This is a genomic window from Flavobacterium kochi (genome assembly GCF_048286715.1).
In the GTDB taxonomy this organism is placed as follows: Bacteria; Bacteroidota; Bacteroidia; order Flavobacteriales; family Flavobacteriaceae; genus Flavobacterium.
Map to the genome: position 1 here is coordinate 47,533 of NZ_JBLVPW010000010.1, position 21,831 is coordinate 69,363.

A 21,831-nucleotide genomic window follows, 5' to 3' on the forward strand; every position below is an offset into this window, starting at 1 on the left:
TATGACTTTATGGTTTTTTGTTACAAGTAAAAAAAGGTAATGTCTGAATAATCTTTCTAACCTATTTCAGAATAAGATAAGGTAGTGTCCTGGAAAATAAGATGTTGAGGAGGTGTTTTTTGTTCTAAAAAAGGGTAAACTAAAACGGAATTCATATCAACTTTCGTACAACCGCAATCTGTTTTTGATCGTGATTATTTCATTTTGCAAATGTTCTATTTTTTGTAAGAGATTGAACACGACATCAATTCCTTCAATATTAACTTCTAATTCCTGATGCATCCGAATTATTTTTTCAATTTCAAAGATGGCTTTAGGATCAACATATTGCGTTTCTTCGATTGTTTTTATTTCAAGTAAACCCATTTCGCTTAAATTGTTAAAAAAAGCAATTTCTACTTTGTAATGGGTACTTAGTGTTGGTAAGGGGATGAGATTTTCTGTGTTCATGTCGTTCTTAACTTAGCAAGTTCGGTAAATAATTCTTTTTCTTTTTCAGTAAGGTTTGTAGGGATCTGTATATGATATGTAAGGTATAAATCGCCAAATTCCCCTTCTTTTTTATAGATGGGAAATCCTTTTCCTTTCAGTTTTACTTTAGTTCCGTTTTGCGTTCCGGGTTTTACCGTAAGTTTTACTTTACCGTCAAATGTATCTGCAGTGATTTCACCACCTAGCAAGGCAGTATATAAATCCAAATCCACTGTAGCATATAAATTGTGTTTGTCCAGTTTAAAATGAGTTTGGTTTTCAACAGTGAAAGTGATATACAAATCTCCTTTTGGTCCGCCTCCGGAGCCTTCTCCTCCAAGCCCGCTGATTTTTATTTGCTGACCATTCTCCACTCCGGCAGGAATAGTAATTCGTATGTTTTTGCCATTGATTGTTAAGGTTCGTTTGTGGGTGGTATAAACGTCTTTTAGGTCCAGATGCAGTTCAGTACTGAAATCTTGTCCTTTAAATTGTGCACTGCGACGACGTCCGCCACCTCCTGAGGTTCGGCCCCCAAACATGGATTCAAAAAAATCTGAAAAATCGCCACCACCATCACCGCCACCAAATCCTCCAAAACCATCTTGTCCGCCTCTCGAATATTGCCCTTGCTGTTTTGCTTTTTCATATTGCTCAGCATGCTGCCAGTTTTCACCATATTCATCATATTTTTTACGATTTTCGGCATGGCTTAATACTTCGTTGGCTTCATTGATTTCTTTGAATTTTCTTTCGGCTTCCTTATCGTTTGGATTTAAGTCGGGATGGTATTTTCGGGCCATTTTACGGTATGCCTTTTTAATATCAGCTTCGCTTGCTTTTTTATCCACTTCAAGGATTTTGTAATAGTCTATAAATGCCATCCTGGATTGTTTTTATAATTATCATTGTTGCAATTATCAAATGGTATAGGTTTTAAAATTAACCGTTTGCACTATTTTTATTTTCAGCTAAATTCTCTCCTGAAAAAAACAAGTGTTGCATAAATATTGATCAAAATAACCGCTCTGTAATATATTGTTTTTACAATTGACCTTCGCATTGTTTCTTCCGCTATGCGTGGAAGAAGTTTTTTATCAGGGCTTAATTGGTATGATGAATACCGGTACTTCTGAATGCCGGACTATCTTTTCAGCGACACTCCCCATAATTAAATGCGAAAAACCAGTTCTGCCATGGGTACCCAAAACAATTATATCTGCATCCCATTCTTTTGCCGTCTTCAAAATTACTTCATATGGGTTTCCTTCTTCTACGAAAGTCCTAACTTTAGATTCCTTGAATATGGTATCCACAAGCATTTGTTGGTTTTTTTTGCAGTCGTTTATTGTGATATCTGCAAATTCCTTGGGAGTGACAGCACCTTCAGTGATAAGGAATGTAAGGTCAACAACGCTTAGTAATGCAATTTCAGCATTGAGTTGAAGACCAAGTTGAAAACCATTCAAAGCAATTTTTTCTGAAGTGGGATCATTGTCAACTGCGATTAATATTTTTTTCATGCTGTCCATGTTATTTTATTTACAATTGTTGTTGATGATTCCTTCTTATGTCCAGAAATACAAAAAAACATCCCAAAAATGGATTATTTATACTATCAAATTTAAACAATTTTTTGTTGTTAAAATAGGAATGAGATGTTTAATTGTAATTGATTATTAGTGAAGTAGTGCTTATAAAGTAAGCCTTTTTTTAGTCTTTAACAAAAGGGACGACTATTATTTTACTACATCATCGGCAAAAGCTTTTACATTCCATCAGGAGGAACCTGCTGTTTTATAAATTCAGCATCCGCTTTAATTTTTACTTCATCGCTAATCATTGGCGCGGGAAATTTGGGGCCAATATCAAAATCTGACCGTTTTAGAACACCGCTAAACTGAAAGCCGGCTGTGATTGCTTTTGATTGTGGATTTACTATAGTTCCCCTATACCACATATTGACAGTCACAGGCTTGGTAATTCCGTGCAGGGTCAGGTGGCCCATCAGTTTGAATTTCCCTTTTTCTTTTCCAATTTTTTTTATAGAGGTACTTTTAAAAGTCATTTTTGGATATTTTTCAACTTCAAAGAATTCAGCACTTCGTAAATGATTATCTCGCATTTCCACTTCCGTATTGATCGAGGCTAGTTCTGTTGAAAGCTCAAAAGTGGCATCACTAAAATCAGCTTTGTTGGTTGTGGCGGTTATTTCAAATATTTTGAATAATCCGGCAATATCAGAAATTCCATGATGCACGGTGCTAAAAGTTAGTTTTGAATGCATCGGATCTGCTTTCCAAGTCGTTTGTGCCAATAGAAAAGTAGAGAGAAATAGGGCTATGATACTTACTGTTATTTTTTTCATGTTATATAAATTTTAAAGTTAGTTGACTGGATTTTTAATGCAGAAGGAAGTTGGACAAATTTTTTACTTTTTCACTTTGTATTAAGTAGCCTATACGTTTTATTGAGCTAATCCTATTTGTTTCATAAATGCCTGATTATCCCAAAATAAATATTCTTCAATCATTTTACCTTTTTTCCAATGACCGATTGTTGCCATTGAAAGTTTAAATTTTTTACCGGTTGGAGGTATAGTTTTTCCGTTACCAGTGGGCATTGGTTGAGAAAAAGTCCCTTCCATTTCACCAATCACACAGGTCCAGTCACCTGTTCCAAATTTAACAGGATGTTTTTTGATTTTTGTATCAGGAGCAAATACAAATATAGGTTTCAGCATGTCTATATGTTGTGGTGCTAAGCCTTCTGTTGTGGATCCGTCCGGATAATACACTTTTATATTGTCAGCATGACTTATGGCTAAAGCATCCCATTTTTGTTCGCTATAAAAATTAAAGTCTAATGAATCAAATCGTACAAGACGCATTTCAGTAAGTGCTTTTTCATCCGTAATTTTTTTGAGTTCCATTTGCAGAGAATCGATTTTCGTTTGCAATACAGTTGTATCAGAACTATTTTTAGAACAACTTGTTGTTGTAGCAATCAAAATACAACTAATTAGGATTGCAGTGATGCGAGTGAAGCGTTTTTTTTTCATTATCCAGTTCTTTTTAGTTATTAATTATAAAAAAGTTCAGAAGTGAAGTAGCATCTTAATCAAGTGATAGCTCCTACATTAAGATGTGGGCCTAAAGTTCAAATGATAATAATCGATCAGTATTTTATACGATCAAATTTAAACAATTATTTAATTATGAAATGAAATAAAGTATTTTATTTCAGTTAGTTATGAATTTTAAAAAGCTCCAAAACGGAGCTTTTTAAAGTGTCTTTTTTCAAATTGGAAGTGTATGTTTTTTTATATCGGCAATAATTCATCTTCCATAGCTTTTAAATCTTGTTTCTTTTTTAAGTCAATGAGTATGGATTTGTAGTGTATAAATTCCGAGTCTCTTGGATTTATTTGCAGTACAAAATTTATTTTTCCTAACAGGTGTTCCAGATAATTCTTTTGGTCAATCTCTTTGTATTCGCGATGTTCCTCGAAACCAAATTTCTTGATGTAATACATGGCTTGTCTCAAATCATTGCGTTTATGAAAGGCTACCTGTGGTTTTTCATTGACCACAATACCTGTAACCGTTTGGCGGCTGTTGGGTGTCATGAGTTTGGTTTTGTTTTTATTGATATGAAGATTTAATTTTTCGACGGTTTCGGTTACTTTATGGAGTAGCTTTTTCTCATCAAAATCTCCGGAAAAACTCAAATCATCTGCATAGCGGGTATATCTTATTTTTTTTTGCTTACAATAATCAGAAATAATGGCATCGGCCTTTTTTAAAATCAAATTTGAAAGATAGGGGCTCGTTGGTGCACCCTGTGGCAAACATCCGTCACGAGTGCATAGTTTTGTCAGCAGTTTCGATACCATTTTGGAATACCCCAATTCAAGAAATTCTTTTTCAACGGTTTCAAAGCCAATGGATGGAAAGAAATTTTCTAAATCCAACGTGAAAACTTTGGGTTGGTTTTTATGGAATCTCAGATTTTCTAAAATACTTACATTGGGTTTATACGCTTTGGCGAAAGGACTAGTGGGTACTTTGTAAAGGATATTTCTTAGAATCCAGATTTGGATTTCTTTCAAACTGGGAAGTGGCTCAGAAATAAGTCGTCTGCTACCATTCCTTTTGGAAATCTCAAAATCCCGATAATAACGTTTGGGATAGAGCGCTGCTTTTTTGAGGAATTCTTTTTTGTAGCCAACCAGAAGAGAAAAATGAGTTGGATTATAAATTACAGGAACATCATGCGCAAATAAAACTTCAGCATAATTCAGGCAGCGTTGAATATTCTGTTCTAAATACCCTTTTTTATGGGCATCATGGCCAAAGGTTTCTTTATATTGACTAAAATCCATAGGGTTTAATCGTTAATGGAGTAGGGACTATTATGCCCCTAACCCCAATTAAGAATACCGGTTTAAAAGTTTGGAGCTCTGCGGAGAATCTTTTAAACCTGGTGCTTGAAAGAGCATTCAATTACAGAACAGTGACTCACGGTTCCGTCGTTAACCTGGGCTAACAAATTTATTTGAGAAATAAACTAAAAGAACAATTCATCCTGACTGGGAAGAAATAGTGTTTTTCGGTCTAATTTCGGGATTTTACTCTCGCAATCCTTTTGAATCCATTCCTCTTTTTTTTTAGTTTTTATTCGATGTGGTTCCATTTTTTTTAAATTCTAAATTTGTATTTAAAAAAATCATAAAATGCTTGTTTATAGTGTTTTATGTGTTTAAAATGCGTATCTAAAGTTACAAAAAATATTTAATTAACAGTAGTGATAATGATAATTTTTTTAACATCATTTTTAGTATATAAAACTAAAATAACCTTTTTATGTTTTGCGCAAAATTACTGGCGTATTTATGAATTATAGAAGCGTTTATGGGGTGTATAAGTGACAATCAGTTCTATTATTCGAGTAATGCAATACGATAGCAGGTTGATAAATTTTGAGAATACATTGGTTTTCATTTTCAGAGATTCCAGAGTTATTCTCTCACACTGTGCAATAATTTCTTCGAGCTGTGTTTGATACATTTTAGAAAAAACAGTAGAATTTATTTCCACGTTCATTTCGAGACTTCCGTAAGAACTTAAATTATTCAGGTTAAAAGAACCTATCGTAGTCCAATATCGATCAATAACCGCTGTTTTTCCATGTAAAACAGATTTGTTCCATTCATATAATTCAATGTTATAATCAAGCAGTTTGCCATAGAGAAAGCAGGTAGCACGTCTGGTCAATGGAAGATCTGAAATTCCAGATAGAATTAATTTAATTTTCACATTGTTTTTGGAAGCTTTTTTCAAGGCCTGAATGATTCGTATGCCCGGAAGAAAATAACTTCCTATTATAATTATTTCTTTTTTTGCATTCCGAATGGATTTAATATACGCATCACAAATTTCATTTTTTCTTTTTAACCAGTCATTCTGAATGATGCGTACCAAAACATCTTCCTGAACATGAAATGCCGTTATTATTTTTTTGTTTTGAAAGCGTCTTTTCTTAAAATAAATAGCCATGCATTGTTCCTGAAGTGGTTTGGCAATTGTACCTCTCAGTAGAACAGCATAGTCGAGCCATGGCGCTTCTGTTGGTGTTCCGCAGTACTTATCGGCTATATTAATACCTCCAATTAGGATGGTTTCGGCATCAGCGACAACTAATTTTCGATGTAATCTTCTGCCAAGATAAAAGGTGTATGCAGAAAACAAGGGCGCAAAAAAGCGAATGTTAATACCGCTTTGTCTCATTTCGTCTATGGTTTCAGAGGGAAATGTTAAAGAGCCCAAACCATCTAAAAGAATATAAATTTTAACATGGCGGTATGCTGCTTCTTTTAATGCCGTAATGATTCTGTGTCCAGTTGTATCCGCTTCAAAAAGATACATTTGGATGTGGATTTCAAATTGAGAATTATGGATAATAGTTTCTAATCGAGAAAAATAATCGTCGCCACTGTAAACAAGCTCAAGGTTTTTAGGAGCAGTAAGGGCATTATTACTTTTCTTCATGGGCTTTATTTATTTTGACCTCATTAATTAAAATGAATTCGATAAGATTTTCTATATCCAAAGTTCCTGCCAGTTCATTGTTTTCCATAACCAGCATTAATGTTGATTTATTCTGCTGTATCAACTCAAAAACGTTTTCTAAAAGCGAATTACTGTCTAGAAATATCAAATTTCGATCCATGACATTATAGATGAATTCGTCATCTCCTTTTTTTGAAAGTGCCATTATAATCTGATCCCGATTAAGTGTTCCAACGGCAATATCATTTTCAGTGATCAAAAAATTCTTGTTTTGGCTGTCCAGTAGTAATTCGACTGCTTTGTTTACTTTTTCATTCGCATCAATTCTTTGGTAATCTTTCATTAGGACATCATGGACCTTAAAACCTTTCAGCATGAATTTCGATTCGGTATAATCGGCTTCGGTTTGAGCTCCTATAATAACAAATATACCTATAAAAATCAAAAAAGGGGAGGTGAAAAAACCCAAAAGAATAAAAGCCAGTGCCAATATCTGACCAATTCGAGCTGAAATTCTTGTGGCAACATGGCGTTGTAATTTAAAAGATAATAGTGCTCGTAAAACTCTGCCACCATCCATAGGAAAAGCCGGAATTAAATTGAAAAGTGCCAGCCAAAAATTAACTAAAAAGAAATTAAGTAAAAAATTATGTGCATTTACACCGTTGGCTAATTCAGCCATCAATTTTTCTGAAGTATCGGGAATCGTAATAAAAAAACCTATTATAAAGGCCAAAGTGATATTTACCAGGGGGCCGGCCAAAGCGACAATCAATTCTTCCGATGGTTTTTCAGGTATTCGCTCTAGCCGGGCTAAACCACCAATAGGTAAAAGCGTGATGTCTTTGGTTACTATATTATAGTTTTTTGCTGCCAAAGCATGTCCTAGTTCGTGTAATATAACAGTAACAAAAATGCATAGAACAAAGGCAACGGACCACATTATCTGATTCGTATTCTGACCTGCTTTGTAGTTAATGAAAATGATAAACAGAATAAGCAAGGAGAAGGTCCAATGAACAAATATTCCAATACCTGCTACTTTTCCGAGTTTAAAGGATCCTTTCATTTTTTGAATTTTTTAATACTATTAATCATAGTATGATTAGAAAAAAAATAGGCAAATAATAAAAATAAATAGTTTTTATTAGTTTAATACAAACTGCAATCAGTTTATTTCATTTTCAGAAATACCTGTATATGCCCAGGCATTTAAATTAGCGATGGTGGTATGGGCAATTCCTTCCAGTACTTCCTGAGTCAAAAAACCCTGATGTCCGGTAATCATAACATTTGGAAAAGAGCGAAGTTTTAGAAACAAGGGATCGCTTACGGGGGAGTCTGTATGGTCTTGAAAAAATATCGGTTTCTCCTTTTCATAAACATCTAAACCAACTGCTGATAGGGTCTTATTTTCTATCGCTTCTACTAAATCTTCCGTATTTACAATACTTCCCTGAGCTGTGTTAATAAAAATCATCCCTTTTTTCATTTGTGAAAAAGTGTTTTTATTAAACAAATGTCTCGTGGTCTCATCTAATTGAGAATGCACGGAAATTACATCTGAATTTTTGCAAACCTCTTCCAATGACGCATAAGTGATTGAAATTTCATCCGTCAACTCCTTGTTTTCTTCTTTATCAAAAGCCAAAAGGCTGCACCCAAAACCATTCATTATTCTTGCAAAGGCAGCACCAATTTCGCCGGTTCCTATGATGCCTATTGTTTTTCCATGCAAATCAAAACCCACTAAATGATCCAAACGATAATCGCCTATTTGCATTAGCGTCTGACCTAAAACAAGTTTCCTGTTTACTGCCAATAATAAAGAGACCGCTAATTCCGCAATAGAATAAGGCGAGTAAGCAGGAACGTTTGCTACCTTTATTGCTAAGGATTTTGCCCTTGCCAAATCAACATTCTCGGAATCTGTACTACGCAGGGCAATGTACTTAACACCGTGGATGTATAGTTTTTCCAATACTGTTTCTGAAGCATCATCAGAGGTAAAAAGTGAAATGGCATCAAACCCTTTGGCGAAGTTTACCGTGCTTTTACTCAAAGACTGGCCCGTAAAGACCAATTCATGATTTCCATGTGCTGCTTTTTTTAGGAAAGGTTTATCAAAACCAAATATGCTATATACTAATACTTTCATTTTTGTTGTTTTTTATTTCAACGTATCAAAGGAATCGATAGCTAATGTTTTCCGAATATTTTCGTCGGTTTTCAATTCTGACGACTTCGTGGCAGGGGCAATTTTTTTTATGATAGCTTTATTTTCTTCTTCGGTCATAATGCTTCAGGAATTTGTAAATATTTGTTTAAAGTAATTAAAAACCGGCTCCCTATTAATCCATCTGTGGCGCGATGATCACCAGCTAATGTAACAGAAATGGAAGGTCTGATGCCTATCATTTCGTTTTCGGCAAATGGCTGTTCCAGAATACTTCCAAAACCAATATTGGCCACTTGCGGAGGATAGATTATACCAAAAATAGAATCGGCTCCACCATCAATTACATTAGTCAGGGTTATCGTAGAATCGCTTAGTTCCGAACTTCGTAATCGCAATGCCCGTGCTCTCGGAATAATGTCATTTAAGGTAGTCATGATTTCATCAATACTTTTTAAATTGACCTGATGAAGGGCTGGAACGATAATGCCACCGGTACGTAACGATACTACTATACCAATATTAATATCTTTTTTCAGCTGCAAACCATTATCCCAAATAGCATTCAGATCCGGAAATTCTAGAAGCGATTTAGCTGTTGCTTTTATCAATAAAGCGATAGGAAGCAATCGTTGTTTTGCGCTACGTTTGCTATTCACCACGTGCAACCATGCCAATGCATGTGTCATATCAATTTTTTTCTCCAGGTAATAGTGTGGAATTTCGCGATTGGATTTACTCATGGCAGTGGCAACCGCGGAGCGAATTGCTTCAGCAGGGGTTTCTCGTTTTTCTATTTCAGCAGGTATTTTTTCACTCTTTTTTATTTCAATTTTGTCTTGTTCGGCCATCGCGGCGTCAACATCTTCTTTGGTAATGACACCCTCGGGTCCAGTTCCTGTTATTTGCGAAAGGTTAATATGGTTGTCTTCAGCAAATATTTTCGCTAATGGAGCGACTTTGGAAGGTATCGTACCCACTTTTTCAACGGGAATTGGTTCCAGTATTTTTTCTTCTTTTGTTTCCAATGCAACTCCGTTTGGATTTATTGTAGCCATTACAGTTCCCACCGGCACTTTAGTACCTTCCTGAATCAGTAATTCCCCGATAATTCCCTCGTCGGAAACTTCGATTTCAATCAGGCCTTTTTGCGTTTCTACTTCGGCAATAATATCGCCAGGCTTAACTGCATCGCCAGGTTTTTTTTTCCATTCGAGCAATATGCCGTCTTCCATAGCAGCGCCCAAACTGGGCATTAGAAATTCAATCATGACGTATCATTTTTTTAACTGCGTTAACAATATCTTTTTTCTGAGGAATAGCAGCTTCTTCCAGATGAGTAGAGTAGGGAATAGCTGCTTCAACACCACATAGCCGCTGTACGGGAGCATCTAGATCATGAAATCCCTTTTCCATAATCCGTGCACTGATTTCTGAAGAAATACTAACCGAACGCCACGCCTGTTCCACAACAAGTACACGATTCGTTTTAGCGACAGAAGCCAATACGGTTTTCTCATCCAATGGTCGCAAAATCCTCAGATCAATGACTTCAGCATCAATCCCCGCAGAAGCTAATTCGGCTGCGGCTTCCAAACATTTATAAACCCCTGTTCCATAGGTAATAATCGAAATGGCTGTCCCTTCTCTCAACACCTTGGCTTTAGAAATATCTACAGTTCCTATATCTGCCCCTATTTCTTCTTCCATATTCAGCATGGCCGTATATTCAAAAAGTACAACTGGATTCTGACTTTGCAAGGCGGTGTGTAACATACACCGCGCATCTTGGTGTGTTCCCACAGACAAAATAATTAATCCTGGTATGTGTGCATAAAATGGTTCCCAGCTATATGAATGTTGCGCTCCCAACTCACCGCCAATGCCACAAGCCATCCGTATGACCACCGGGGCATGCCATTGTCCGCCGGACATATGCCGTAAAATGGCCGCATTGTTTACAATCTGGTCCATGGCAATCAAACTGAAAGTAGCGCTCACCACTTCAATAATTGGTTTCGTTCCAGCCATCGCTGCTCCGATTCCAGCTCCCACAAAACCAGCTTGAGAAGCCGGTACATCCATAATACGCTCTTCTCCAAATTCTTGCAGAAACCCTTTGCTTGCCGAAAAAGACCCCCCGCAACGGCCCACACCTTCTCCCATCAAAAAAACGCGTTCGTCATTTTGCAACGCTTCGCGAAGACTTTGATTCAAAGCCTCCCGATAGGTGATTTTTATTTTACCGTTACTGTTTTCCATGGATTGAACCGTTTATTTTTTAGATGATGAATCGTTTATTTTTCCAACGCTTTAATGCAGGTAAAATGGTTAACGCCTTTTGAACCATATACTGAGGAAGATTGTTTTTCTCCATATGAGCTTTTACGGCATTTTTCATTTCTTCCAAATTCATTTCCGGATTCTTAAAGTGACTGTCTTCATAGCAATACCTGCAATAATCATTATTTTTAAGGCCGTTGTTTTCTGTCCCTTTTACTTCTTCTGTTGTCAAGGGCATTCCGCAACTTTGACAAAAATGAACATTTTCCATCTTGATTTTTTTTTAAATAGTTAGTTTTTTTTCATTGTTGTAAACGAATTTTGTTAATTACGCTGCAGATTTCTTGGTCCGCTTCTGCAAAATGAACTGCGATCTTAATTTTTATTTCAATTTTGCTTTAAAAGGCGCTACATAAAGTCCTTTAATGTGGATGAATTACTTTTCCATCGTTTTAACATGGGGTAAAATAGCTACCGCTTTTTGAATTGCATATTTATCAAGTTCTACTTTTTTCATTTGACTTTGACCATTTATTTTATTATCCATAGTTCATATCAAAATGCCGGTTCATTGTAAACAAATTTTGTTAATTGGTCTAAAGGCTCCCAAGTTCCTGCTTCCGCAAAATTCAGTGCAATCTTAATTTTCGTTTCAATTTTGCTCTCAAATTCGGCAATTTCACTCTCCGTAATCCATTGATGTTGCAAAAGAAACTGCTCGAATTGAAGAATGGGATCTCTTTTTTTCCATTCTTCTGCTTCCTTTTTATCGCGGTATAATTCGGTATCAGGCAGGGAGTACAACCCAAAACGGTACGTGTTGCAAACCAAAAAATAAGGTTTGCCGCTGCTTCTTATTTTTTCGACGGCCATATCGGCAGCCGCCGCAACAGCCATCAAATCCATTCCGTCGACCGCTGCAGATTCAATTCCGTAAGTGGAACCTTTTTTTTCAATCTCAGTCACGGCAGGTGAATGTTTTATAGTGGTTCCCATAGCATACACATTGTTTTCGCAAACAAATAAAATGGGAACTTTCCAAAGTGAAGCTAGATTCATGGCTTCATGAAACACTCCTTCTTCAACAGCGCTTTCGCAAAAAAAACAGCAGCTAATATTTGTTTTCTTTTGTTTTTTTGAGGCTAAAGCCATTCCAACAGCAATAGGAAGGTGGCTGGACACAATACCATTACGTCCATAAAAATTATTGGAAGCGTCAAACAAATTCATTGCACCGCCACGACCCCGGCTGCAGCCTTCCGCTTTGCCGTACATTTCAGCCATAATAACATCCGCATCAATGCCACGAGCCAAGGCATGCCCATGAACGCGGTAGCTGCTTAAAACAGTATCATCATCTCTTAAAGCCTGAGTTACACCTACAGCAACCGCTTCTTCACCTATATATAAGTGCAAAAAACCGCTGATTTTGCCTTTTTTGCATTGTTCGGCTGCTTTCTCCTCAAATCGTCGAATGAGCAGCATCTGATAAAAAAGAAGCAATCCTTTCTTAGCATTCATGGGGTTTTGTGTTTGGTCTAATTGTGCCATCCTTAATGTTATTAGATTGGTGGTTTTTTCATCCAAATGATAAATCGTACTTCTTCTCGGTTTTTACAATCCAAAAGCATAATAGTAGTAGGTAGAATCGCCGGCATATTTTCCTTCCAACATAATACCTCCTTTTTGGGCCTGAACGGCTTCCATAAAGGAATTAATTGTTGATACAGCTCTATTGTTGACTGACGTGATTACAAACCCTTCGCGTATGTTGGTGTATCTTTTCAGTTTTCCCTCATAAAGTTTTGTGACCTTTAGTCCATTTCTAACATTGTAACTTTTTTGGTCTTCCTTATTAATTGGAACAAGTTCCACACCCAGATCCCTGAGTAAATTTTTTCCTTCAGTTTTTATAATTTTAGTAGTTGCTTCTTGTTTTTTTAGGGTTACAATAAGATCTTTTTTTTCTTTACCGTTTCGGATCAGCGTAATTTTCACTTTATCTCCGGGATGTTTTCGCATAATAATCTCCTGTAATTTTGCTGCAGAAACGGTTTCAAAATCATCAATGCTGATTATTACATCTTTCTCTCTGATGCCGGCTTCTTTTGCGGGTCCGTTTACCATCACGCTGTCCACATAAACACCATTGGCACGGCCAATATTTATTTCTTTGGCAAGCGTGCTGTTCAAATCGCGGATACTGATTCCTAAAACACCTCTTTTAACTGATCCGAAATTCATCAGATCATCAGCAACTTTTTTCACAATGTCTACAGGAATTGCAAAAGCATAACCCGCATAAACTCCCGTAGGTGTAGCTATTGCAGTATTGATTCCAATTAATCTTCCATCTAATGTCACTAATGCACTGCCGCTGTTTCCGGGATTCACTGCCGCATCGGTTTGTATGAATGATTCAATGGCGCCCTGATCACTTAAAATATTTATATTTCGGGCTTTGGCACTTACTATTCCTGCTGTAACAGTTGAGGCAAGATTAAAGGGATTCCCCACGGCAACCACCCATTCTCCTACTTCAATAGTATCAATATCGCCATATCTGATAAAAGAGAGGTTTTTTTCGTCAATTTTAAGGAGCGCTAGATCCGTCTGTGGATCGGTGCCTATGATTTTAGCAGGATAGGAACGTCCGTCAAACAATGTGATATTAATATCATCGGCATCTTTTACTAAGTGATTATTGGTAATGATGTATCCGTCAGGCGTGAGTATTACGCCCGATCCACTGCCAATTAATGGTTCCGAGTCGTATTGTTGTTGGAATTTAAATTGTCTTAAAAGAGGATCATCTTTAAAAAAATCTTTTAATGGGTCGGGTAAATTATAAAATCCATTCCCTTCTTCATTTCCATCCTGTTGTATTTGTGATTTAAAAAGACATTTGATATGGACTACTCCAGGTGTGGCTATCTTAGCGGCTAGTTTGAAGTCTACAATGCCTGCATAGGAAGCTTTCTCAGGGCCGGAGCCTGCATTTTTCTGGATAGCTTCAATATTTTTTTCATTTTCTTTATCCTGTGACTGGCATCCCTGAAATGACAGAAGAATAATCAACCAATAAATTCCGTGACTTTTCCAATTCCTTTTTTTTAATGGTATCATGACTGAAATTGATTTTAGTAAAAATTATTGCGCCACAAAGCCACCGTCTACAGCCATAGCATGTCCGGTTACAAAAGAGGCATCGTCAGAACACATCCACACTACTGCGTTAGCTATTTCTTCCGGAAGTCCAAAACGGCCTACAGGCTCCAGGCCTGTGAACTGTTTTACAGCTTCTTTATTGTTTCCGGTAAGCCTGTCTATCATTGGTGTTTGTATTACTCCCGGACAGACGGCATTCACTCGGATTCCGAGTTTTGCGCATTCCAGTGCCGGAGTCTTTGTTAATCCTACAACACCATGTTTAGACGCTACATAGGCAGGTAAGCCTGCGAATCCAACCAGTCCGGCTACAGACGAGCAATTGACAATCACGCCTTTTCCTTGTTTGAGTATTTCGGGGATTTCGTATTTCATGCAAAGCCAAATTCCTTTTAGGTTTATGCTAATGGTTTTGTCCCAATTTTCCTCAGTACAATCCTGCGTAGGAGCTGATGCTCCTTCTATTCCCGCATTATTATATGCATAATCCAATCGGCCAAAAGCAGCAATGGTTTTCTCCACCATCGCTTTTACATCGGTAGCTTTTGATACATCACATTTGATAAAAATGGCTTCTCCTCCCATTTCCTTTATCAGGGTCACTGTTTCATTGTTCTCTACCCAATCTATAACGGCTACTTTAGCTCCCTTTTTGGCGAAAGCAAGTGCAGTTGCGCTACCGATTCCTGATGAACCGCCAGTTACAATTGCCTCTTTATTTTTGAATGTGCTTTCCATAATAGCATTATTACATTAGAATTTTTCTCTTTGTTTTCTTTTCTGCTTCCAAAATATTCTCAATTCCTTTTATTAGAGCATCAGGATTAAATGAAATGCTGTCGATGCCTTCATTAACTAAAAATTTAGCGAATTCTGGAATGTCGCTCGGGGCCTGTCCACACAATCCGACTTTTATTTCAAAACGTTTGGCGACCCGAATTGTTTCTTTAATCAAATGTTTTATGGCTGGATTTTCCTCATCAAACAAGTAGCTCACTAATGCGGAGTCGCGGTCCAGACCCAATGTGAGTTGGGTTAAATCATTGGAGCCAATAGAAAACCCGTCAAAGAGTTTGGCAAATTCATCTGCCATTAATACATTACTTGGAATTTCAATCATTACATACACTTCCAGTCCATTGATGCCTTGTACCAATCCATTTTTAGCCATTTCATTAAGGACATTTTCCCCTTCTTCGAATGTTCTGCAAAAAGGAATCATCAGCTTTACATTATGGAGTCCCATTTCATTTCGTACTTTTTTCATAGCTTCGCATTCCATAGCAAAACCTTTTCGATAAAAATCACTGTAATAACGGGAAGCGCCACGAAAACCAATCATAGGGTTTTCTTCCTGAGGCTCATAATATTTTCCTCCAATGAGGTTAGCATATTCATTACTTTTAAAATCACTCATTCGTACAATCACCTCTTTTGGATAGAAAGCGGCCGCAACTATAGCCACTGCTTCGGCCAGTTTGTCAATGAAATAATTTTTAGGGTCGTCATAGCCTTTAGTTAATACTGCTATTGCTGCTGTAATTTTCTCATCGGTTATTTTTTCGGGTTCACACAATGCCAGCGGATGGATTTTTATAGTATTTGAAATAGCAAATTCCATTCGCATCAGACCCACACCCTGGTTGGGATAATGACTTAATTCGAAAGCTCTTTCCGGATCGGCAAGAATTAGCATGGGATCTGTTTTTGGCATTTCGAGTTTGCTGAAATCCTGTTCCGTTATTTCCCATTCCAGTAATCCCTGGTATATATTTCCTTCCTTACCTTCAGCACAGGAAACAGTAATTTCCTGTCCATTTTTTATCGCCGCAGTGGCATTGCCACAGCCCACTACCGCAACGGTTCCTAATTCACGAGCTACAATAGCGGCATGGCTGGTGCGTCCGCCTTTGTTAGTAATAATCGCCGAAGCTCTTTTCATGATGGGATCCCAATCCGGATTAGTCAAATCCGTAACTATAATTTCTCCATCTTGTAATAAATCGCCCTCCTGAGGATTGTTTAGAATTCGGGCTTTTCCCGAAGCAATCTTATCCCCAAGAGCAATTCCTTGAGCTAAAAGGGTACTTTTTTCTTTCAGTTTGTAGATTTCCCGAACCTGTTTATTTGCTTTTCCATAAACGGTTTCCGGACGTGCCTGAACAATAAAAAGCTGGTTGTTGAGACCGTCTTTCGCCCATTCAATATCCATTGCTTTTTTATAATGTTTTTCAATTTTGTAACACCATTGGGAAAGCTGAACAACTTCTTTATCGTTTAGCGAAAACCGGTTTTGCTTTGCTATGGAGGTGTCTGTATTAACAATTGTATTTTCGGCCGATGTTTTCGCTGATTTATCGGCATAAATCATTGTGAACTCTTTTCTTCCACACTGTCTTTTTAGAATAGGATCTAAATCTGTATTTTCTAAAGTAGGTTTAAAGACCATCCATTCATCCGGTGTAACGGTACCTTGAACAATATTTTCTCCTAATCCCCATATGCTATTGATGATTATGGTATTTTCGAATCCACTATCCGGATCAATGGTAAATGCCACACCAGAAGCTGCTTTATCGCTTCGAACCATCTGCTGTACGCCAACAGAAATTGCAATATCTAATTTGGCGAAGCCCATGTCATGACGGTATTTTATGGCGCGGTCTGTAAATAAGGATACAAAGCAACGGTGGATCGCATCGATTAACTGTTCCCTACCATTGATATTTAAAAACGACTGCATTTGACCGGCAAAACTCGCCGCTGGTAAATCCTCCGACGTCGCGCTGCTTCGTACCGCTACGTCAAGATTATTTACGCCGCATTGTTCACTAAGTGATTGGTAAGCAGCGTCTATTTCATCTCCAATTTCTTCTGGAATTGCTGCTGACGAAATAAGATTTCTGGCTTTTTCTCCAATGGAAGAAAGATTAGAATACAGTTTAGTATCCAATGAAAACAATAAATCTTGAAGCGGTTTCTCCAGATTATTTGTTTTACGGAAGAGGCGGTAGGCTTCTGCAGTAACCGCATAGCCATTAGGAATGCTGACACCTATTGGACTGAGCTGATTGTACATTTCGCCAAGGGAGGCATTTTTACCGCCAACTTTACCAATGGCCTCGATACCAATTTGGTTAAAAAACAGAATGTATTTGTATTTTGCCATTTCGTATGTTTTTTAATAATAGACCAATTATTAGTGAACAATTGAGAAATAGATGGGGCAGATTTTTTTAGTTGATCCGACAGTGAATTTTGTAATTCGAAAGTAGGTTTGAATGTACTTCGTTTTGTGGTTAAAAGAAAAGGATAGTAGGTATTCCTTCTTGTTAAAACCCATACTGTAAATTTAATCAATTAATTATTTTATTTGTATAAAAACCGGTATTTTTTTTTTGTGTTATTGGAAATTAAGTAATTAAAATACAGTGGTTTGTGTGTTTTTTGTCTTGTTAGGGAAACACTAATGAAAAGAAGATTTTTTTTTGCCTTTTGTGATAAAATTAAAAAGATTATGGCAGTATAAATGATTAAATAGTAATAAATAATAGATAAGAAAATAATTGTAATTCTTTGAAAATATTAAAGTTAGATAAATATTGATAATACAAAAAAAAAATTATTTTTGTAGTTGCAATAGTTTAGTACGTTTAATAGGACAGAGTAAGTGTAAATAAAAACATTTACTTTGGGCCTAAAAATGCTGTACCATTGGTAATAAAGAAAAAGCCCCCCAATTGATGAAAATATATCCGATCCCGGAAAATGAAATAGAAAGACTCAAAGCACTGAAAACGTATTCAATTATGGATTCTTTGCCGGAAAAGGAATATGATTCAATAACCCAACTTGCCTCTTATATTTGTGCAACTCCTATAGCATTAGTAAGTTTATTGGATAAAGAAAGGCAATGGTTTAAATCCAGTGTTGGATTAGGGATTACTGAAACCCCAAGAGACTTATTTTTTTGTCAATATGCGATTATGGGTAATGACGTTTACGAGGTCAATAATGCAAAGGAAAATGAGTTGTTTGCCTATAATCCTCTAGTGACAGGGAATCCTAATATTCGGTTTTATGCAGGAGCACCGCTTCAGGATAAAAATGGCTTTAATTTAGGATCGCTTTGTGTTATAGATACAGAACCCAGAACGCTGACTAATGAACAAAAAAATGCTTTAAAATTACTAGCCAATCAAGTAGCCTTATTATTGGATTTGCGAAAAAGGAATACGGATTTTATTAAATCTGAGAAAGAGTTCCAGAATTTTATAGAACTTTCAAAAGATTTGGTTTGTATTGCAAACGTGGATGGTTTCTTTTATAAAGTTAATCCGGCATTTACAGCTGTATTGGGGTATTCTAAAGAGGAATTAGAAGGTAAGCCATTTATAGATTTCATTCATCCGGAGGATTTAGATAAAACGTTAAAAGAAATAGAAAAACTTTTTGTAGAAAGGACAAACATTAGTTTTGAAAACCGTTATCGCTGTAAAAATGGCAAGTATGTTTTATTGAGTTGGAATACATCTCCAGATCCGGACACCGGGAATTTATATTGTATTGCCAGGGATGTGACCAAGGAGAAAGAGGCAGAATTAGATTTAATAAATAGTAATAAATTATTAGATGAATCGCAAAGTATCGCCAAAATAGGAAGCTGGAAATTTGATTTAGTGACAAAAGATCTTATTTGGTCTAAAGGACATTATCAGATTTTTGATTTAGAAGAAATGCCTGCCGATCAGCTTTTTAAGGCATATCAAAGCAAAATTCATCCTGATGATTTATCGAATCTTGACAAAGCACTTGAAAAAACATTAACTGCTGGTGCTGACCTGTGCTATAATCATAGAGTCTTGTTTTCTAACGGAAATATAAAATATGTTGTAGGTATAGGGAAACCTTATAAAAATGAAAAAGGAGAGGTAGTTGGGATTCAGGGTACCATTCAGGATATTACGGACAAAACAATAGCGGAACAAAAAATAGAAGAAAAAGGGAAAGAAATACAAGATATCAAATCGGCATTGGATGAAGCAGCAATTGTAGCCGTTACGGATCAAAAAGGTATTTTTTCTTATGTTAATGAAAATTTCTGTACCGTTTCTAAATATTCTAAAGAAGAACTGATTGGACATGATCAGCAAATAATTAGTACGGGGTATCATTCGATAGAATTTAGGAGAGATGTATTTGGGACAATTGCCAATGGAAATGTTTGGAAAGGAGAAGTAATGAACAGAGCAAAAGACGGCTCTTTTTATTGGGAAAGTGCCACTATTGTTCCTTTTTTAAACGAAAAAGGAAAGCCCTATCAATACATAGCGATTAGCACTGATATCACCCAGGAAAAATTAGCAAAAGAGAATTTAAATACAGCCTTAGCTGATCTCGAAAAAAAGAATAAAGAGCTTGATCAGTATGCTTATGTTGTTTCACATGACCTTAAAGCACCGTTAAGAGCCATTAATAATCTTTCGGAGTGGATTGTCGAAGATATGCCTGAAATGCCTGATACAGTGAGTGCCAATTTTGAATTATTACGCGGTCGCATACAGCGGATGGAAAACCTGATTAATGGTGTTTTGGAATATTCCAGAATTGGTAGAACAAAAATTGAAAAGGAAACAACTGATTTAAAAAAGATGTTACATCAGATTATTGATTCTGTTGTCCCTATTGAAGGATTCGAAGTTTTCATCGTGGATACTATCCCAGTTATTGAAACGGAAAGAATACTTTTACAACAGGTTTTTAGTAATCTGATAAGCAATTCAGTTAAGTATAATGATAAGGCCATTGGTAAAATAGAATGTCTGTATGAAATATTACCTGATTCTCATCAGTTTACCATAAAAGACAATGGTCCTGGTATAGCAGAAGAATATCATAAAAAAGTATTTGAAGTTTTCCAAACTATTGAAGCACGGGATAAAAAAGAAAGTACTGGTATTGGTTTATCTATTGTTAAAAAAATAATTGAAGAAAAAGGGGGTGCTATTTATATAGAATCTGAAAATAACAAAGGAACAAGTTTTATTTTTACGCTTCCTAAATAAATGAATATGACAGTATCAGAAAAAAAATGTCAGGAGGAATTAGCTGCCCTTAAAAAGGAATTTGAAGAGTTCGTTTATATCGTATCGCATGATATAAAAACACCAATGAGAGCCATTTCAAACTTGACAACCTGGATTGAAGAAGATTTGGGAAGTAATGCGGATAAAGCTATTCTAGACAACTTCAGGTTACTAAAAAACAGAGTCGAGCGTCTTGAAAAAATGATGAATGCTTTACTTGAACTTTCTCGTGTCAACAGTAGTGAAATGGAGTTGTATGAAGTGAATATCCCTAAATCAGTTAACGATTGTGTTGAAATGCTAGAAGATAAGTCAAATGTCGAATTTCACTTCACATATAACCTAAAAAACGAAAACACGGTCACTTTGGGTAAGAAATTGCAAAAAGTACTGTTTCATTTATTTGATAATGCCATCCGATTTCATGATAAAGAAAAAAAGAATGTTTTTGTTGAAATAATCGAAAATGAAACAGATTATGAAATAAAAATAAGCGATGATGGCCCGGGAATACCCGAAGAAGTAAAAGAGAAAATTTTTTCGATTTTTTATACCGTAAATTCTAAAGATATTGTAGATTCGACCGGTGCGGGATTAGCAATTACCAATAAAATAATTAAATTGGCGGGAGGTAGATTACACTATGCTCCAATGGCAACTAACGGTTCGGTTTTTACATTTAATTGGCCTAAGCAATAAAAATAAAAAATAAAAAATAAAAAATAAAAATTATGACACAAAGATTGGTAAACATTTTATTGGTTGAGGACGATGAGGTTGATGTGATGAATGTTAAAAGGGCATTCTCCAAAAATAATATTAAAAATCCGCTTTTTGTGGCAGGGAATGGGGTTGAAGCTTTAGAAATGCTTGACGATAAGATTATTCCTTTACCCAAAATTATTATTTTAGACATTAACATGCCAAAAATGAACGGAATAGAATTCTTGAAAGTTTTAAGGGAAAATGAAAGACTTAAAAATATTTCTGTTTTTGTCATGACTACTTCAAATGAAGATAGTGATAAAATTAAAGCCTACAATCTGAACGTAGCCGGATATATTTTAAAACCGTTATCTTTTGAAAAATTTGTTGTTTCGGTTTCCACACTTAATAATTTTTGGCAATTGTGTGAAATGTAAATTTTTTTTATAAATTTACGTTATGACGAATTCAAATATCTTGCTAGTAGACAGTTGTCGTGCTGATGTTGAAAATGTAAAAAATGCATTTTCTGAAATTGGTATTAAATCTACTTTGCATTTGGCTCAAAATGACGCTGAAGCTTGGTTAATGTTGCAGGGAGATAGTAAGATATCACCCATTCCAAAAATTGTATTAATAGACATTAATGAGGAAAGCGTAAACGGAATAAAGCTGTTAAGTAAGATGCGAATTCATCCTGATTTAAAATCAATTTTAGTTTTTGTAATAACAAGAACTGATAATGATGTAAATAAAGCGGCAGCTTTAAATTTAAACATAGCCGGATACATGCATAAACCATTTGAAAGCAAAAATACCACCAATTTTTTTTCAGTACTTAATGACTATTGGAATATCATTGAATTTTAGG

General features: G+C 36.0%; 22 protein-coding genes. 4 read left to right on the forward strand and 18 right to left on the reverse strand.

From position 1 onward, the window contains the following. Positions 1-156: 156 nt before the first annotated feature. The 18 genes from ACNQGH_RS10545 to ppsA form a co-directional block, all read right to left on the reverse strand. Entirely contained in the window at positions 157-450 is a 294-nt protein-coding gene (locus tag ACNQGH_RS10545) for a chaperone modulator CbpM (RefSeq protein ID WP_417955967.1), read from the reverse strand. Next, positions 447-1,355 (reverse strand): DnaJ C-terminal domain-containing protein, encoded by a 909-nt coding sequence (locus ACNQGH_RS10550; RefSeq protein ID WP_417955968.1) that lies wholly within the window; start codon positions 1,353-1,355, stop codon positions 447-449. The genes ACNQGH_RS10545 and ACNQGH_RS10550 overlap by 4 nt, the downstream gene beginning before the upstream one ends. A gap of 213 nt (positions 1,356-1,568) precedes the next feature. Next, on the reverse strand, positions 1,569-2,003 hold the full coding sequence (locus ACNQGH_RS10555; protein WP_417955969.1) for a universal stress protein: 435 nt from the start codon (positions 2,001-2,003) through the stop codon (positions 1,569-1,571). A gap of 236 nt (positions 2,004-2,239) precedes the next feature. Continuing rightward, positions 2,240-2,839: a YceI family protein gene (locus ACNQGH_RS10560; protein WP_417955970.1), complete on the reverse strand. Its 600-nt coding sequence runs from the start codon at positions 2,837-2,839 to the stop codon at positions 2,240-2,242. A gap of 99 nt (positions 2,840-2,938) precedes the next feature. After that, entirely contained in the window at positions 2,939-3,532 is a 594-nt protein-coding gene (locus ACNQGH_RS10565; RefSeq protein ID WP_417955971.1) for an ester cyclase, read from the reverse strand. Between the two features lie 261 nt (positions 3,533-3,793). Then, positions 3,794-4,855, reverse strand: coding sequence for a reverse transcriptase domain-containing protein (locus ACNQGH_RS10570; protein WP_417955972.1), 1,062 nt, complete (start codon positions 4,853-4,855; stop codon positions 3,794-3,796). Positions 4,856-5,040: 185 nt separating this feature from the next. Then, positions 5,041-5,166 carry a hypothetical protein gene (locus ACNQGH_RS10575; protein ID WP_417955973.1) on the reverse strand — a complete coding sequence of 42 codons (126 nt, stop codon included), beginning with the start codon at positions 5,164-5,166 and terminating at the stop codon, positions 5,041-5,043. Between the two features lie 197 nt (positions 5,167-5,363). Next, positions 5,364-6,521 (reverse strand): phospholipase D-like domain-containing protein, encoded by a 1,158-nt coding sequence (locus ACNQGH_RS10580; protein ID WP_417955974.1) that lies wholly within the window; start codon positions 6,519-6,521, stop codon positions 5,364-5,366. Next, positions 6,508-7,611, reverse strand: a complete 1,104-nt coding sequence (locus ACNQGH_RS10585) for a site-2 protease family protein (protein ID WP_417955975.1) — start codon at positions 7,609-7,611, stop codon at positions 6,508-6,510. The genes ACNQGH_RS10580 and ACNQGH_RS10585 overlap by 14 nt, the downstream gene beginning before the upstream one ends. Before the next feature lie 99 nt (positions 7,612-7,710). Next, the gene (locus tag ACNQGH_RS10590) at positions 7,711-8,700 is read right to left on the reverse strand and encodes an NAD(P)-dependent oxidoreductase (protein WP_417955976.1); all 990 of its coding nucleotides are present in this window, start codon (positions 8,698-8,700) and stop codon (positions 7,711-7,713) included. A 12-nt stretch (positions 8,701-8,712) separates the two neighbouring features. Then, entirely contained in the window at positions 8,713-8,838 is a 126-nt protein-coding gene (locus tag ACNQGH_RS10595; RefSeq protein ID WP_417955977.1) for a hypothetical protein, read from the reverse strand. Next, positions 8,835-9,989, reverse strand: a complete 1,155-nt coding sequence (locus tag ACNQGH_RS10600) for a dihydrolipoamide acetyltransferase family protein (RefSeq protein WP_417955978.1) — start codon at positions 9,987-9,989, stop codon at positions 8,835-8,837. Before ACNQGH_RS10600 ends, ACNQGH_RS10595 begins: the two co-directional genes overlap by 4 nt. Beyond that, a complete protein-coding gene (locus ACNQGH_RS10605; protein WP_417955979.1) occupies positions 9,982-10,980 on the reverse strand; it encodes an alpha-ketoacid dehydrogenase subunit beta in 999 nt (332 codons plus the stop codon). The genes ACNQGH_RS10600 and ACNQGH_RS10605 overlap by 8 nt, the downstream gene beginning before the upstream one ends. Before the next feature lie 19 nt (positions 10,981-10,999). Further along, entirely contained in the window at positions 11,000-11,272 is a 273-nt protein-coding gene (locus ACNQGH_RS10610; protein WP_417955980.1) for a zinc ribbon domain-containing protein, read from the reverse strand. A gap of 284 nt (positions 11,273-11,556) precedes the next feature. Beyond that, positions 11,557-12,552 (reverse strand): pyruvate dehydrogenase (acetyl-transferring) E1 component subunit alpha, encoded by a 996-nt coding sequence (gene pdhA / locus ACNQGH_RS10615; RefSeq protein WP_417955981.1) that lies wholly within the window; start codon positions 12,550-12,552, stop codon positions 11,557-11,559. A gap of 63 nt (positions 12,553-12,615) precedes the next feature. After that, positions 12,616-14,127 carry a trypsin-like peptidase domain-containing protein gene (locus tag ACNQGH_RS10620; RefSeq protein WP_417955982.1) on the reverse strand — a complete coding sequence of 504 codons (1,512 nt, stop codon included), beginning with the start codon at positions 14,125-14,127 and terminating at the stop codon, positions 12,616-12,618. Positions 14,128-14,151: 24 nt separating this feature from the next. Next, positions 14,152-14,907, reverse strand: a complete 756-nt coding sequence (locus ACNQGH_RS10625) for an SDR family oxidoreductase (RefSeq protein ID WP_417955983.1) — start codon at positions 14,905-14,907, stop codon at positions 14,152-14,154. 10 nt (positions 14,908-14,917) lie between these two features. Then, the gene (ppsA, locus tag ACNQGH_RS10630) at positions 14,918-17,338 is read right to left on the reverse strand and encodes a phosphoenolpyruvate synthase (protein ID WP_417955984.1); all 2,421 of its coding nucleotides are present in this window, start codon (positions 17,336-17,338) and stop codon (positions 14,918-14,920) included. Positions 17,339-17,912: 574 nt separating this feature from the next. Between ppsA and ACNQGH_RS10635 the strand changes: the two genes are divergently transcribed. From ACNQGH_RS10635 to ACNQGH_RS10650, 4 genes are read left to right on the forward strand one after another with little or no spacing between them, the layout of a single operon-like run. Further along, positions 17,913-20,234 carry a PAS domain S-box protein gene (locus ACNQGH_RS10635; RefSeq protein WP_417955985.1) on the forward strand — a complete coding sequence of 774 codons (2,322 nt, stop codon included), beginning with the start codon at positions 17,913-17,915 and terminating at the stop codon, positions 20,232-20,234. Between the two features lie 6 nt (positions 20,235-20,240). After that, positions 20,241-20,954 carry a sensor histidine kinase gene (locus tag ACNQGH_RS10640; protein ID WP_417955986.1) on the forward strand — a complete coding sequence of 238 codons (714 nt, stop codon included), beginning with the start codon at positions 20,241-20,243 and terminating at the stop codon, positions 20,952-20,954. Positions 20,955-20,986: 32 nt separating this feature from the next. Continuing rightward, positions 20,987-21,397, forward strand: a complete 411-nt coding sequence (locus ACNQGH_RS10645) for a response regulator (protein WP_417955987.1) — start codon at positions 20,987-20,989, stop codon at positions 21,395-21,397. A 22-nt stretch (positions 21,398-21,419) separates the two neighbouring features. Next, on the forward strand, positions 21,420-21,830 hold the full coding sequence (locus ACNQGH_RS10650; protein WP_417955988.1) for a response regulator: 411 nt from the start codon (positions 21,420-21,422) through the stop codon (positions 21,828-21,830). Position 21,831 lies beyond the last annotated feature (1 nt).